The following is a 14261-nucleotide window of genomic DNA, read 5'->3' on the forward strand; positions in this document are numbered from 1 at the left end:
AACCTCGATAAGTAATGACGGAGTCATTATCAAGGCCTAGATTAAATTTGGAATAATGCGGAGAATTGAGCGCTTACACTATTCCGGCGCAGGGTTAACCGCTAGGGTTGGCGCCAGGCTGGTGCTAATGCTCGGCACGTTATTTAGAACGCAGCATCGATTTGAACAAGGCGAACTGAGTGAAGAGCGCTGGCTCCGTCGTATGCAACGATTACGAAAAAGTATCAAAACGTGGCTAGAAAAAGGCACACAAGTGCCAGTTAAGCGCTACGCAGGCCGATGTCAGTACATTCTAAAACACGAAACAGGCCTATGGGTATTCTTGGCTTCTCGCGGTACGCCGCTGACAAACAATGAAGCCGAGCGGTGCCTGCGCGGCAGCGTTATCATGCGTAAAATTTGCTACGGTACAAACTCAGATCGTGGCGATAAGTTCCGTTCACGCTTGCTATCAGTGATAGAAACGAGCAAGAAGCGGGGCTTAAATGCGCTCAAAATGATTGAAACGATAGTCACCGCAGTGATGAAAAAGGGTGAATACCCAGATGTGTTTGGGTTGATATCGGATTAGTCAAGCTGGGGTTGGTGAAAGGTTACGGAATATGACCAGATCGAATGCCCCTTCTTGGTTCTGGTACAGCCCCCAAAAAACGCTCATGACTTCTGGCATCAACGATATTTGCCTCACCAAGTGCCATTGCAACTTTGTCTTTATCGACTGCTAGTTCACTCAATAAATGCCCTTCCCATTTAACATTACTTTTCGACTCACAGGCTGATATCGTAATCGGCCTATTTTCTTGTACCCACTTGGGCAAACCGCCATCCAGTACAAAGACATTTGTGTGACCCATCAGAGTCAATAGCCACCAAGCTCTAGGGGATGAATAGATGCCCTTGGCGTCATAAACGACTACTAGACTATTTTTCCTAATTCCAAGCTTTCTAACCTTTTGACAAAAAACATCATATGTCGGCAGTGTACATGGCAAGTCTGAACAGCTATTGCTGAAATCATGTTTGATATTAAAATGCTGAGATGTTGGAATATAAACCCTATTATCGAGGTCGCTGTTATCGCCTGAAATACTACCCATTGTCGCATCAAGGACGACTAAATCTTGGCGATTTAGGTTTTTCTCTAACCATTCAGTTGTTACTAGATTAGTGCTCATAGAATCTCGCCTTTTTCGTTAATCTACTTCTAATGCTATTGAGGAGATATCAGGACATCCATCACTTTTCCACTCGCCAACCCCATGAAATTTCATTCTATTTTGAAGAGTACCTGCAATTAGTAGACTGGACAGGACGCGCCATTCGTGATGATAAGCGTGACTACATTCCCGCCAATCAACCAAAGCTTTTGCACGAACTGGGCATTGAGCAAGATAGCTGGCTGCAACTGGTCAGTCACTTTAGCCGAAGTTTTGGCAGCGCCGCAAGCAGCTGGGAGCATCTGACTGCGCATAGCATTAGAGCTGGCCACTGCTGGACACGAGGACAAACTGCATGTAATCGACTGAGTGGGGTTGGATAATACTAACTCGCCTCATAATAACCACACTATTTACCCAGCTTCTATCAGCTGGTGCAGTCATGCTTGATTTTTATCAATCCGCTAAGCATTTAGCATCTCTATTCTTTTTTAGTCATTAACGAAGCATCAGCAGATGATCTAGTCGCTAATCAGTAAATAAGATTTAGCAATTGTTGTGGTGGCTTGGTATAAAATTGCCTATTTATTTTGGTGGGTGTCCCAGCTTTTTCCCAGCTTTTATTTGTTTTAAGATAAATTCTACAGGCTCGTTATATTCCACCCAATTTCACACCTACTTCTCGTCTGCACGCTTCGAGTAAACTCTCAATCGAATCTTGACTCTGAAGCGTTCTAGCTATGGCGACAGCACCAATCATCATTGCTGTAACTGACAAAATATCTTGTTCGTCGCAGTCACAATAACTACTCGCGTACTCCATAATTGCTGTATTCATTCCATAGTAAACATCGGCATAAGCTGCTTTTATTGCGTTATCCTGCATGTTGATATCTGTGGCGAGGAAGGCTAATGGACAAGTCAACGAGCGCTCTCCCCTCACATGCTCCAAGCTCAGGTATGTATTTAACAGCAAAGACAACCACTGTTTATTGGTGGTGCCCTCTGGTTTAAGGCCGGCCAGTTTCGTGCTGCAGGCTCTAAATTTTAGTGCCTCACGGTAAAGTTCTGCTTTGCTCGTGAAATGCGCATAAAACCCGCCTCGAGTAAGCCCGCAGTTACTCATCAAATCATCGATTGTAACGCCCTCAAAGCCTTTTATTGCAAAAAGTCTGAAAGAGCTATCAAGAATTTTCTCTCGGGTTTTGTTTTTGTGCGTCTCTGTATATGGCATTGGGCTTTATCTGAATACGACAATATATGTTCTTTATCATATATAAAACTCGCTCTAAGATGAAATGCCACCTTTGGTAACGAAGTTAGAAATAAATATTTATTACGATATTGTCGTTAAATATCAACCAAATCGGAGATTACACATGGAGATACATACTGGAAGCTGTCGCTGCGGCGACATTGAATTTTGCTTTTATAACGACCCGATTAACTCTATTTTTTGCTATTGCAAGGAGTGCCAAGCGCTCACTGGATCGGATAAATGGTTTGGGCTCTGGGTGGCAAGAGATAATTTTAAATTTACTAAAGGCGCACCTTCAACTTATACGCGAGCTGGTAATTCAGGTAAAGACGTAAATTATAAGTTCTGCGGTACTTGTAGCACAGCTTTGTGTGCTGAGGTAACTGCGGGCAATTTTTACTCTGTATCAGCAACTTCATTGAAAAATAATAAGTTCAATCCCAAGATGTCAATCTACGCATCATCCGCCCCACCATGGGCTATATTCCCCGTTGATGTGCCAAAGTTTGATGCTCTACCACCAGGGTTGAGAGGCTAAATAACCTTAGTTTTGCCTAAGCTGATTACGAGCGGATAAAGTATGTTTTACTGCAAAATTTCGTTTTCAGGGATGAAAATGCAAAGCGTATAGGGATATATACCCAAACAACCTTAAGAACTTCTGGCTTAGAATTATTTACAGGGTTTTGTTTGGGTCTATTCACCGCATTTTTGCAAGGAAAACAGACTATTTTGCTGTTCCAGAACTCGGGTTAAGTCAATTGCTGCATTGAGCCTTAACCACGCTTCGTCTGAGTACTTTTCTCTGGCAGCGCCCCCCTGACCACAGCCTGCGCCTCTGCCAAAGATGCTGTTTTCAGTTTCACCCAAAACTGGGCTATCATGGCGCTTTTTACTCGGGAGAAGCGCCAGTGCATACCTTAGCTCAACTTAAATCAGGTCAATTAGCGGGCTGCAAGCGTCTGCAATTAGCCGAGGACTTAACCGAGTTCCCGCGTGAAATTTTTACCTTAGCCGACAGTTTAGAAATTCTCGATATCTCTAACAATCAACTGTCTGAGCTGCCTGACGATTTGCATCAATTGCACCAATTGAAAATCATCTTTGCCTCTAACAACCGTTTCGAGCATTTACCTGAGTCGTTAGGGCAATGCCCACAACTGGAAATGATTGGCTTTAAGTCTAATCAAATCAAACAAGTATCTTCCGCATCTTTACCATTGCAAACGCGCTGGTTGATTTTAACCGACAATCAAATTGAACAGCTGCCCGCACGCATGGGCGAGTTACATCGGCTACAAAAATTAGCCCTTGCCGGTAATCAACTCACCAGCCTGCCTGAGTCGATGGAAGATTGTCGCAATCTAGAGTTAGTGCGCTTATCTGCAAACCGCTTAAGCACAGTGCCCGATTGGTTGTTAAACTTACCAAAACTGGCATGGCTGGCGTTTTCGGGTAATGAATTTAGCCATGTTGAACACAGTGAAAATAGCGCTGTGTTAACCCTCGACCCGAGCCAGTACCAATTAGCCGAAGTGTTAGGGCAAGGGGCATCAGGAATTATCTATCGCGCTCAACTCACGCAGGGCGAGCAGATAAATGAAGTAGCGGTAAAAGTGTTCAAAGGCGGCATTACCAGTGACGGCTATCCCAGTGATGAGCTTAATTGCTGCCTAACCACTGGCGAACATCCCAATCTGATAAAAGTGCTAGGCCAAGTTGATCAAGCCGATCAACTCGCTCTGGTGATGGAGCTGATCCCGCCACAGTTTACCAACCTTGGCTTACCCCCTTCCTTGCAAAGCTGCACCCGCGACACTTTTGTGGAAGGAACACAATTTAGCCCCAAGCAGATTTTAAGCATTGCCCAACAAATGGCCGACACCTTAGCGCATATGCATCAGCAAGGGGTCAGCCACGGCGACATTTACGCCCACAATATTTTAATGAATCTGCACAGCGATATTTTGTTTGGCGACTTTGGCGCAGCGACTAACTTAAACAAACTCACCACTGCGCAGCAACAGGCAATGCAAGCCATTGAAGTGCGCGCCTTTGGTTGCTTGTTGGATGATTTGCTAGGCCAAGTGACCACTGGTCAGCCTGAGCTTAAAGCTAACTTAAGTGAAGTAGCTAAGGCGTGTATGAATGAGAATATGGCACAAAGGCCGAGTTTCGCGACAATATTGACGCAATTACATCAATACAGGTAAGCCCCTCCAAATATGACTGCTACCAATTCTTGTAGCAGTCAAAGCAGAGCATGTTGTTTTAGGTACGCGGACTGAGCATCATTTATTGTTACTGAGCACGATGCTATCAACTGAACAAATCCTATCTTGTGATAGGGCAAACTTCAGGCTATTAAATACATTTCGAGCCGTCATGTTGCCTGAATGATTAGCGCCTCTACACTCATCCCACTCTTTTTTTACAAGTGGCGATGGACTATCAAAATCAGCAGGATAAATCACCAAAACCCGAATTCCACTGCCTTTAAGTCGATGTCGTAATCTATCCGCAAAGGTAGATTGTCCCGCTTTGGCCGCACTAAAGGCTTCATTACAAGTGCCGTGAGTATCGTTAGGTAAACTGGCTGTGCTATTGATAAATACGATATCAGGGCAAGTAGAGCGTTCAAGTAATGGCAAGAAATGCTTGGTCACCAATACACTTCCTAAGGCGGTCGAATTCAGGCTGGCGGCAATGTCAACATCGCTGGCTTCAATAATATTACCCGTTAACCATGAAGAGGCATTATTAATCAAAATATCGACCTTTCCTGCCTGCGCAGCAACATCTTGGGCAAACTGTTTAATCTCACTTTGCTGCGTCACATCAACTTGAAAACAAGACACCTTCGCTTGCGGTGCAACTTCTCGCACTAAGGCAGCCGTCGTTTCGGCTTTAAGCAGTGTGCGCGCCGATAAAAACAGCTCAGCACCTAACTGAGCAAATAAAATTGCCAATGCTTGGCCTAAATCTGGACTAGCTCCTGTAATAACTATTTTTTTGCCTGTGAACATCACTTCAACACTCCTTAGATAAACAGCAAAAAACTGCTCTGATTTGGTAACACCAAAGTTCAGCATAAAACCTCAACTTAACTTGAGGTAAAGGATTATTTTTATATAATTCAAAGACGGATAAATATTCAGGGCAGCAATCATTGACCCAAGAAGCAATACTGACAATTGGCCAAGTCGCTAAGCGCTGTGGCGTAAATAGCTCCGCTTTACATTTTTATGAGGCAAAGGGACTCATTCAGAGCAGCCGAAATCAAGGCAATCAACGTCGCTATCACAAAGAGGTGCTAAGACGAGTCTCCGTGATCAAAGCAGCGCAAAAAATGGGCATCAGCTTACAAGAAATTAAGCTAGCTTTTGCTACTCTGCCCAATAACCGCACTCCCAATGATAAGGATTGGCAGCAATTGGCAAGCCAATGGCGAGCAAGCCTAACCTCCCGTATTCGGTATTTGGAAAATTTAAGAGAGCAGCTAACAGGTTGCATAGGCTGCGGCTGTTTATCAATGAAAGCCTGCCCCCTTTACAACAACAATGATGAATTATCAGCAATAGGCACAGGCGCAATACTCTTGGAAGACGTTAAGTAGAGCAATTCATTAAACCGCCGCAGACAATTTTTTACACCATAAAAAGCGAATAGAACCAAATGTAATACCATCGATAACACCTTGTTTGTCATATTTCTTTATCTAAAACGACACTTAGGTGAAATCTAACTTTCATACCCGCCTGCTTAACTGGCATAGACCAATTTAGGAGATGGAATGAAAACTATAATACTTAGCATGGCACTTATTACGGGGGCCGGTTGGGCCAGCGCGAGCAGCGCTCAACAGCATTATCAAGCGGGTGACAAGGTCACTCATAATGGCGATACCTATCAGTGTAAACCTTGGCCGAGCGACGGTTGGTGTAACCTAGCATCATACCAGCCCGGCGTCGGTGAATTTTGGCCCAAGGCATGGGATTTATTAAATAAACAGGGATTGCCGAAAGCGTTTATTAACACCAGCATCCACCCTGAATTTGACCTAGGCCAGACCAAGCCAGAAACTGACCAAATTTATTTTTATCTCGGCCAATGCTGGCAGGCTAAGAATGCCCCCGGGAAGTGGGAAACACCCCGCGAGGGCTGGTTTTGGCAAGCAGCAAGTTGTCAGCCTAAAGTGCCACCTAAAGCCTACCCTATGATGGCGGTAGCACGAGACGGCAAGCATTATATTTGGCGAGATAACAATACCTTGCTAACCGTTGACTATCAGTTCAGCGAATTATCCATTAATAAACAAGCGCTATCCGAGTCGGCTTACCAAGGTCTAGACCAGTATATTGATCTGCTGTCGGGCGCATTTAATCTTGATGCCAACACCCTAGGGGTGTTCTTAAGCAATGATCTTTACTTAGAGTATTCAATCGCCGAACAAGCTATTTTACCGGGTTATCCAATGCCGATGACTGAGCGCTTTGAAGGCATGCAAACGGGCGTCGTCGGCGTCATGCGTTGGCGTAATAGCGACCGTATTTACGCTTTTTATAATGACGGCAGTTATGACCGTATCACCCTCAGCAGTGGTAAGGTCGATAACGGGTACCCTAAAGCCGTGGCGGGTCACTGGCCGGGACTAGAAAACTACGGCACTGAGATTATTGGTATTTCAACCGTATTGCCTGATTTCGCCGATGTATTTTTAACGGATAATCGCGTCGCTCGCTATGACTTAGCCGCCGATCGTGTGGTCGCTGGCTACCCGAAACACCTACCCGCAAGTTTAATTGATGCGCCCTATAATAACCCCCTCGAAATTCGCGCTGGGGTAGATGCAACGGGTTGGATCACGGCTGCAGGCAACACTGGCTACAACGAATGGCAGGACCCTCGCGCGGCAGAGCAGGCAGCGAAACTCACCGCGGCATTTGCCTTAAACAACGCGAGTAATGCTTGGTTCTTGAATGATGGCCAATATGTTGAAGTTGACCCCGCTACAGGTAATGTATTACCAGGCTTCCCGGTTGATCGGGATGAAGTATGGCAGGGCATCGCCGCAGACAGAACCATAGTCGGCGCACTGAAATGGAACGATCAACGGGCATTTTTATTCTTAGATGATGGCAGCTACCTCAGAATGAATTTAACCACTAAGTCGGTCGATTCAGGTTATCCAAAAGCCATCAATGACAGCACTTGGCCCGGTCTTGGCAAGTACGCGAACAACATTTCAGCGGTACTCAACCACGGTTATGATTACGCCGATATCATTCTCACCGACCAAACCATCGTGCGCTATAGCATTAGTGCCGATAAGCTGATTAGCGAGCCCGCGCCAATGGCGTGTTATTCGGATTACTTAGGGTTAGATAAAAACGCAACCTGTGAGTTAAATTTCATCTCAGCGCCTTATTTGCAAGCGCCCGGACCCGACCGTATGACGGTCATGTTCGAAATGCAGGCTAAAGGCGGTGTTGTTGAATACTGGCAACAGGGCGAACAGGCACAACAGGTAGCCGCCAGCGTTTCCAAAGAAGACCCGATGGCGTTGGTGCAAGAAGCCACATTGACTAACTTAGCGCCCAATACTACCTATCAATATCGTGTGATGGTGGGCAAGCAAGCATCTGAGACCTATCAATTCCGCACTTATCCAGCCTCTAGTGCACAACAAGCGCAAGCTAAATTCATTGCTATCTCCGACGTACAAAGGGGCAATGAAAACGTACTGGCTGAGATTGTGAATGGCATTATCAAACACGAATGTGATGGCCAAGTAGCGAAGTGTTCACAAACCTTGGCCGGTATCATTATGGCAGGCGATATTACCGAAACTGGGGGCGATCGCAGTAATTGGCGTAAGGACCTGATGGCGCGCATGAAAGCGATAGCGCCGTATGTGCCAATGATCCCCGTAACAGGTAATCACGACTATCACTCTGATGCTGAGCTCACCAATTATCGTAGCTATTTTGCGCCACCTCAAAATGGCAGTAGTGAGTACCCAGAGCATTGGTACACCCTAGATTATTTAGGCCTTCGCATCATCGGGCTAGATAGCTACCCAGTTTCGGGGATAAATGGTCGTTTTAATCGTAATACTCTAGAAACGCAACGTAATTGGCTAACCGATACTCTGGCGCAGTCGAATGACAAGTCATTTGTGATGGCGGCTTTTCACCACCCGTGTTTATCGGAAATGTGGTTAAAAGGCGAATCAATTGGCATGTGTGAAGCCGTGCGGATGCTAGAAGACTTTAGTGCTGAAACAGGCATTACCTCTGGTCATGTCTATGGTCATACCCACAGTTATTCTCGCGGTCAATCACGCGATGTACCTCATCTCTGGCTCAATGCCGCAAGTGTCTCTGGCACGCTAGAGCCACTCAATGACCAGTCCTATATTGAGCGTGAAGTGTTTGACTATGACACCATTGCGGTATCAAACAACCACTACGGCTACAGTACCTTAGAGTTTGATTTTAACGCGAATACCATGGTGACCAAGCGCCGTGACTTCGACCGCACCGCGCAAACCTTTCCACAAACCGACCAAGCTCAATTTGCACCAGAGGGCGTAGTGGCAGCCCCCATACCAGCCGCCCCATCGGTACAAACACTAAGTGATTTAGCGCTGGCGGTCACCGGCGTTGATAACGCGTATGAATTGCACTGGCAAGTCAGCAAACAAGCTGATTTTAGTGGCCTAGTGTTTGACTTGTGGGGTAATGATACTCGTGTAGAAAACTGGCAATATCAGCGTGATGTGAAGAAAATTGCAGGCTCACGACCTATCGGCCATCAACCTGAAAACCTACAAAAAGGGGCCGATATATCTAAGCTACCGCTGGCGCAATTACTTGCGCAACGTGGCAGAGCAATAGGCGGTGACGATCAGTTTTACTGGCGCAAGCTCTATACCGGCCAAGCCACGCATAGCAGTAAATTGAATGAATATGACAACCAATACCGCCCTAGCCTCAGTGTTGAGCCGGGAGAGACGCTGTACTGGCGTGCGCGTAGTCGTTCCAGCAACATGGTTTGGAGTGATTGGTCTGACACCGCCCCTGTCGCCGTGACAGGTAGCATTTCCGACAACCTACTCGACGACAATCAGTGGCAAGTTACGCAAGGGGTCATGCAGCGCATTGATGTGCCAACATCTTCGCAGTTTGCCCCTGCCTCTAACAGCAAAGTTTGGGCGGGTAAAGGTCACGGCGGTGCAACGGCCAACGGCAACCAAGATTGGATGCAACAGTCCCTTGCGGTTACCGGCGGTGAAAAACTGCTGCTGTCGGTCGCAATGACCACGTGGGAGAATCGCGATAAACCTGCGGTTAAAGCACTGGTTCGCACAGGTGATGGCAAGCTGACGGAACTAGCTCGTTTAACCACGCGCTATGCGCGGGTCTGGGACTACCGTCAGCAAGTGCTGCAACTGCCAAATGATGCAATAGAGGTTATTATTGTGGTTGGCGGGCAAGGCAATGCCGGTAACGACAACGATATCTATTTCGACCAGCTAGCGCTTAAACGCATGCTATAAAATACAGCGCCCCGCCTTCGTGGGGCGCTTTTTTGTCTGCACAAACTTGTTGTTCGCGCAACGGTAACCCACTTGAGTCTATTCTTTGTGCGGTCTAGTATAAGACCCAGCATGCTTGCACAATCAAACCACAAGTAGACCCAATCTATGACCCAAGGTTCCATCGACATTGCATGGTGGCAGTTAGCCCTGTTTAGCTTAACGCTGATCATCCCCTTTGCGATAAACTTTCGCTATCAGTTAGAGATTGGCAAAGATGCCGTGGTCGGTTTACTGCGCATGACGGTGCAGTTATTTCTCATCGGCCTCTATTTACAGTATCTGTTTACCTTAAACAACTTATGGGTCAATTTGCTGTGGCTACTGGTAATGCTATTGGTGGGCAGCTCAGCCATTATTAAAAAAGCTAAGTTACCAGTGCGACCGATGCTTGCCCCGGTGCTATTAGGCTTACTCGTTGGACTACTACCATTGCTAGCCTTACTGTCACTGGTCATTATTCAGCCGCAACCTTATTACCATGCCCAGTATCTGATCCCACTAGCAGGCATGTTGCTCGGTAACAGCCTCACCAGTAACATTGTTTGCTTGCAGCACTTTTTTTCCGCTTTTAAAGATCGCTGGGACGAATATGAAGGTGCGATCGCTTTGGGTGCAACCTCAGTGCAGGCTTGTCATGTGTTTGTACAAAGCGCACTGCAAAAAGCCCTCGCTCCCATTTTGGCGACTATGGCTACCACAGGCATAGTGTCTTTACCCGGCATGATGACGGGGCAAATATTAGGCGGTGCCAGTCCAATGGTGGCCATTAAATATCAATTGCTGATTATGATAGCGATTTGGGTGATGATGAGTGTGTCGATTACCTTATGTTTGTTTTTGGTTGTTAGGCAAAAGATCAGCCCAGAAGGGCGACTGAAAGTAACATTAACTTAACTAACCCAAGTCATGATTGAGCCGATTGCAGCCAGATAAATAATGGAGAGTGAGTAATGACCAACGACGAATTCAACCAATTTTGCGCCGCACTGCCCGTTACCACTCATGTGGTGCAATGGGGCGGTGCAGATGTGTGGAAAGTAGGCGGCAAAGTGTTTGCCATTGGCGGCTGGGGACCCAAGCAAAGCGATGGCAGTGCACTGCCGGCTTTTGTGTTTAAAACCTCTGATCTCAACTTTGATTTTTTAAGTCACCAAGAGGGCTTTAGACCTGCGCCTTATATGGCGTCGCGCGGCATGAAGTGGATCCAGCAAGTTGATAACTCAGCAGAAAAAGATGAAGCCTTAACTTATTATCTGAAAGAGTCTTATCGCTTGGTGTCATTAGGCCTAACTAAGAAAAAACAGCGTGAGCTAGGCTTAAATCAACCACCCACACCGTGAAAATATCACTCCCAACGGGCTTGATGTTCATCTAACTCAAAGCCAATTTGCTCGCCACTGCTGCACAGCTGTTTAACCTCGGCAGGTGAGCCATCAGGTTGTAGTGATAAATAGCCAATACCTGAAGCGTTAATTAACCGCTCGCCCTTGCCCCCCTGAACAGGTCGATGGGGGATCACTTTCATTCTGCGTCGTCTAGTAAACCAGTTAAGAGGCGAGTAAGGCGCATAAAGCCAGCGGTTAAGTCGGTCTAATACATCAAGTAGACGTGCCGGAAATTCATTTTTTATCCCACTACTGGTAATTTGCCAAATGTTTGGGCCACCTTGGCGACCGCGCAGTTGCACTTGATAAGCAAAAGAATAATGCACATCGCCAGATAAAATGATGAAGTGTTGCGGGGTTTTAGAGTGACGAAATAAATTAAGCAGCACATTCGCCGCGCCCGGATGCGCCATCCAGTTTTCAGCGTCCACCATTAAGGGATGCCCAGCCCAAGTAAATAGCTGTTGAATCACTTCAATTAATTTCACACCAAACATCGGCGCAGGCGACACTAAAATCACCGCTTCTTTACCCAGTAGCGTTTGTTGTAAGTCGGTTAATGCTTCCCAATCCATAAGCCCAGATGGCGCATTTAAATTACGCTCTGAACGCCAGCGATGAGTGCGCGTGTCTAACACCACCAAAGCGGGCGTGGTCGGCCATTGGTAATGCCAATGATCAAAGTCGATAAGTTGTTGAATCAATTCGTTATGAGGTTGAGTGCCGGGTTGCTGTAATCCCAGTGCAAGTTGACCCATTAATGCCGTTGAAAAATGCTCTGGAGCATTACCCCACCCTTGGCACAACAAGTACCCCACTAAAGCATTACCCAAAATACGCTTTGAAAACGGGTGACCATAGGCGGACAGTTCCCAAGCGGCCGAAAGATTCCAATCATCAGTGACATCGTGATCATCAAAAATCATGGCACAAGGCAAATGCGCCATCGCCCGTTGCACTTGGCTTAAGCCTGCACTAAAGCGTGCAATCGTCTCTGCTTCTTCAGTGAAAACACCTTGCTGTTCTGGCGTTAAACCTTCAGGCTGAGTAACGCTGATCAGCTGCCACGGCACTGGCGACCATACCAGCAAATACATCGCCAGCACTTCAGCCAACGAAATAAGATGGTTTTGGGCGGTGTCGGAGGTAAATATGGGTTTCTTAACCCCTTTAAACAAAGCCTTGACCGCACCTTCGGCTTGCTCATCATGACAATCGGGTAGTAACTGCTCACGCTTTAAATAGTGTGCTTGAGAGCTGTGTAATTGCGTCGAATCATCAATAGTGGCAGCGGAAAAAGGTTCGTTAAAAAGCTCAAGACACTTAATCAACTGATGACAAGCAAGCAACATCGGCGTTGCCACATCGTCAGCATAAATTTGGTCACCGCTCATTATTAATAATGATGGCCACTGTTCAGGCACCGTCATGTCATCCTGCGACCAGGCTTGCATCGACTTACTAAGTTGCTGATCAACCACTACTAAACCATCATCACTGGGGTGATGAGGCTTACGACATGAGCCATGAAGTAGATGCTCAACTTGGGGCTTAATAATAAAGCCCGGACTCGATTGCTGCGGATAACAAAGCTGCGGCGCCCATGTTTGCCACCCTAACCGCTGACCCGCTTGTGCACCTTGTTGCGGGATTAAATCAAGCTGATAACCAATCCACTCTTGCTCAGGCAGTGCGGTTTCAAGGGGTAAGTCAATCAAGTGAAAGACCAAGTGCTTACCAGCCACCAATGTTTGCGTAGCACTTTGTAACTGCGCTTGACTAATTGCCTGATCAGGTTGCTGCGCTGGTGATAACGTCAGCTCAATGGCCACGTCGGCACTGGTGGCTAACCATAAGGTTAATCGTTGCGCGGTGATGCGCCTAAGAATCGGACCAGCAAGTACTAGCGGTAAAACAACGTCAGACATAACACCCTTATTTCAACCTAGGTAATGGTCTTATAGTACGCAGACCGCCGCATTTTGCCCAAATAATTTGCATTTGTTTACAACGCAGCAGTTATCCTTGTTCCAGCTACCGCAGGAATAGCGCCCCTTTGGGAATCGCTCATTATGCTCACTATTTGTAGGTAGCCTCAAACTGAACGCCATGGGTAGCTCTGAATCCTGTATCTTGAAGTTGTTTGGGTATGCATGCTAACAACTGTTAATATCAATCATTTGTCAATTGGCGCCACTACAAAGGGATGTTTACATATGGGGCAAATACAGCACATTCACCTTAATCGCGTAGAGGTGAAATTAACAGACACTGACGATCCACTGGCAGCCAAGATCAGTTGGGAGCCTGCCAACCCCGGCGGCACTAATTTTAAGGCGCAAAAACTGATTCAAACGAACCAACAAATAGTGATAACCAAAACCATTGGCGCTATGTTTTTTGCCTTAGTATTTACTATTCCCGGGTTGGTTGCAGCTGTTATTGCTAGCCCTTATTACTTCATCACTGGCGAACTATTTCTCGGCTTTTTTTTGTTAATTTGGGGCGCTATGTTTAGCAGTGCAGGATTTTTTGTTCTGCACAAAGGCAAAAAATTTACCCTCGATAAAGCCAAGGGTATCTATTTTAGGGGCAAAGCATTTGATGACTTTGGTAATGACAATCGCAGTCAGCAAGGCTATCTTAAAGACATTCACGCCATACAACTAATTGCAGAGCATATTCGTACTAGCTCAAGCAATGGTAGCCCCAGCAACTACATGAGCTATGAAATGAATCTGGTATTAAAAGACGGCGAACGTGTCAATATTATGGATCACGGCAAGGGCCAAGATGTCGATGAATCAGCGCAACGCTTGGGTGAGTTCTTAGCGGTTCCAATCTGGAAGGCACAATTT

At 46.4% G+C, this 14261-nt stretch carries 12 protein-coding genes and 1 pseudogene; 9 read left to right on the forward strand and 4 right to left on the reverse strand.

From position 1 onward, the window contains the following. Window positions 1-52: 52 nt before the first annotated feature. Window positions 53-571 (forward strand): annotated as a pseudogene (locus K1M91_RS20405) (transposase); the annotation flags it as partial. 22 nt (window positions 572-593) lie between these two features. Here K1M91_RS20405 and K1M91_RS20410 read toward each other — a convergent pair. After that, window positions 594-1175 (reverse strand): rhodanese-like domain-containing protein, encoded by a 582-nt coding sequence (locus K1M91_RS20410; RefSeq protein ID WP_232804107.1) that lies wholly within the window; start codon window positions 1173-1175, stop codon window positions 594-596. 32 nt (window positions 1176-1207) lie between these two features. On the opposite strand from K1M91_RS20410, the gene K1M91_RS20415 reads away from it, so the two are divergent. After that, complete coding sequence (locus K1M91_RS20415; RefSeq protein ID WP_232804108.1) at window positions 1208-1540, forward strand: hypothetical protein; 333 nt, start codon at window positions 1208-1210, stop codon at window positions 1538-1540. 269 nt (window positions 1541-1809) lie between these two features. Here the strand turns inward: K1M91_RS20415 and K1M91_RS20420 are convergent, their stop codons facing one another. Beyond that, window positions 1810-2391 (reverse strand): TetR/AcrR family transcriptional regulator, encoded by a 582-nt coding sequence (locus tag K1M91_RS20420; RefSeq protein ID WP_232804109.1) that lies wholly within the window; start codon window positions 2389-2391, stop codon window positions 1810-1812. Between the two features lie 145 nt (window positions 2392-2536). On the opposite strand from K1M91_RS20420, the gene K1M91_RS20425 reads away from it, so the two are divergent. Together K1M91_RS20425 and K1M91_RS20430 are read left to right on the forward strand one after the other, a co-directional pair. Continuing rightward, on the forward strand, window positions 2537-2953 hold the full coding sequence (locus tag K1M91_RS20425; protein ID WP_232804110.1) for a GFA family protein: 417 nt from the start codon (window positions 2537-2539) through the stop codon (window positions 2951-2953). A gap of 373 nt (window positions 2954-3326) precedes the next feature. Then, complete coding sequence (locus K1M91_RS20430) at window positions 3327-4628, forward strand: leucine-rich repeat-containing protein kinase family protein (protein ID WP_232804111.1); 1302 nt, start codon at window positions 3327-3329, stop codon at window positions 4626-4628. A gap of 78 nt (window positions 4629-4706) precedes the next feature. On the opposite strand, the gene K1M91_RS20435 is transcribed toward K1M91_RS20430, so the two are convergent. After that, window positions 4707-5507: an SDR family NAD(P)-dependent oxidoreductase gene (locus K1M91_RS20435; RefSeq protein WP_232804112.1), complete on the reverse strand. Its 801-nt coding sequence runs from the start codon at window positions 5505-5507 to the stop codon at window positions 4707-4709. A 77-nt stretch (window positions 5508-5584) separates the two neighbouring features. Between K1M91_RS20435 and soxR the strand changes: the two genes are divergently transcribed. The 4 genes from soxR (at window position 5585) to K1M91_RS20455 (ending at window position 11358) form a co-directional block, all read left to right on the forward strand. Further along, window positions 5585-6031 carry a redox-sensitive transcriptional activator SoxR gene (gene soxR, locus K1M91_RS20440; RefSeq protein WP_232804113.1) on the forward strand — a complete coding sequence of 149 codons (447 nt, stop codon included), beginning with the start codon at window positions 5585-5587 and terminating at the stop codon, window positions 6029-6031. Between the two features lie 177 nt (window positions 6032-6208). Further along, window positions 6209-9976 (forward strand): metallophosphoesterase, encoded by a 3768-nt coding sequence (locus K1M91_RS20445; RefSeq protein ID WP_232804114.1) that lies wholly within the window; start codon window positions 6209-6211, stop codon window positions 9974-9976. Window positions 9977-10123: 147 nt separating this feature from the next. Continuing rightward, window positions 10124-10912 carry an ABC transporter permease gene (locus tag K1M91_RS20450; protein ID WP_232804115.1) on the forward strand — a complete coding sequence of 263 codons (789 nt, stop codon included), beginning with the start codon at window positions 10124-10126 and terminating at the stop codon, window positions 10910-10912. A 56-nt stretch (window positions 10913-10968) separates the two neighbouring features. Then, window positions 10969-11358 (forward strand): MmcQ/YjbR family DNA-binding protein, encoded by a 390-nt coding sequence (locus K1M91_RS20455; protein WP_232804116.1) that lies wholly within the window; start codon window positions 10969-10971, stop codon window positions 11356-11358. A 5-nt stretch (window positions 11359-11363) separates the two neighbouring features. Here the strand turns inward: K1M91_RS20455 and K1M91_RS20460 are convergent, their stop codons facing one another. After that, window positions 11364-13331, reverse strand: a complete 1968-nt coding sequence (locus K1M91_RS20460; RefSeq protein WP_232804117.1) for an alkaline phosphatase D family protein — start codon at window positions 13329-13331, stop codon at window positions 11364-11366. Between the two features lie 288 nt (window positions 13332-13619). Here K1M91_RS20460 and K1M91_RS20465 point away from each other — a divergent pair. Continuing rightward, window positions 13620-14261 (forward strand): hypothetical protein (locus K1M91_RS20465; protein ID WP_232804118.1); only part of this gene is annotated, 642 nt, incomplete at its 3' end.

Source organism: Motilimonas sp. E26 (genome assembly GCF_021278025.1).
GTDB lineage: Bacteria > Pseudomonadota > Gammaproteobacteria > Enterobacterales > CBDFNC01 > Motilimonas.

Coding starts and splice junctions, on each gene's coding strand:
- K1M91_RS20410 (WP_232804107.1), bottom strand. CDS start 1,175: ATGAGCACTAATCTAGTAACAACTGAATGGTTAGAGAAAAACCTAAAT.
- K1M91_RS20415 (WP_232804108.1), top strand. CDS start 1,208: ATGCTATTGAGGAGATATCAGGACATCCATCACTTTTCCACTCGCCAA.
- K1M91_RS20420 (WP_232804109.1), bottom strand. CDS start 2,391: ATGCCATATACAGAGACGCACAAAAACAAAACCCGAGAGAAAATTCTT.
- K1M91_RS20425 (WP_232804110.1), top strand. CDS start 2,537: ATGGAGATACATACTGGAAGCTGTCGCTGCGGCGACATTGAATTTTGC.
- K1M91_RS20435 (WP_232804112.1), bottom strand. CDS start 5,507: ATGCTGAACTTTGGTGTTACCAAATCAGAGCAGTTTTTTGCTGTTTAT.
- K1M91_RS20445 (WP_232804114.1), top strand. CDS start 6,209: ATGAAAACTATAATACTTAGCATGGCACTTATTACGGGGGCCGGTTGG.
- K1M91_RS20450 (WP_232804115.1), top strand. CDS start 10,124: ATGACCCAAGGTTCCATCGACATTGCATGGTGGCAGTTAGCCCTGTTT.
- K1M91_RS20455 (WP_232804116.1), top strand. CDS start 10,969: ATGACCAACGACGAATTCAACCAATTTTGCGCCGCACTGCCCGTTACC.
- K1M91_RS20460 (WP_232804117.1), bottom strand. CDS start 13,331: ATGTCTGACGTTGTTTTACCGCTAGTACTTGCTGGTCCGATTCTTAGG.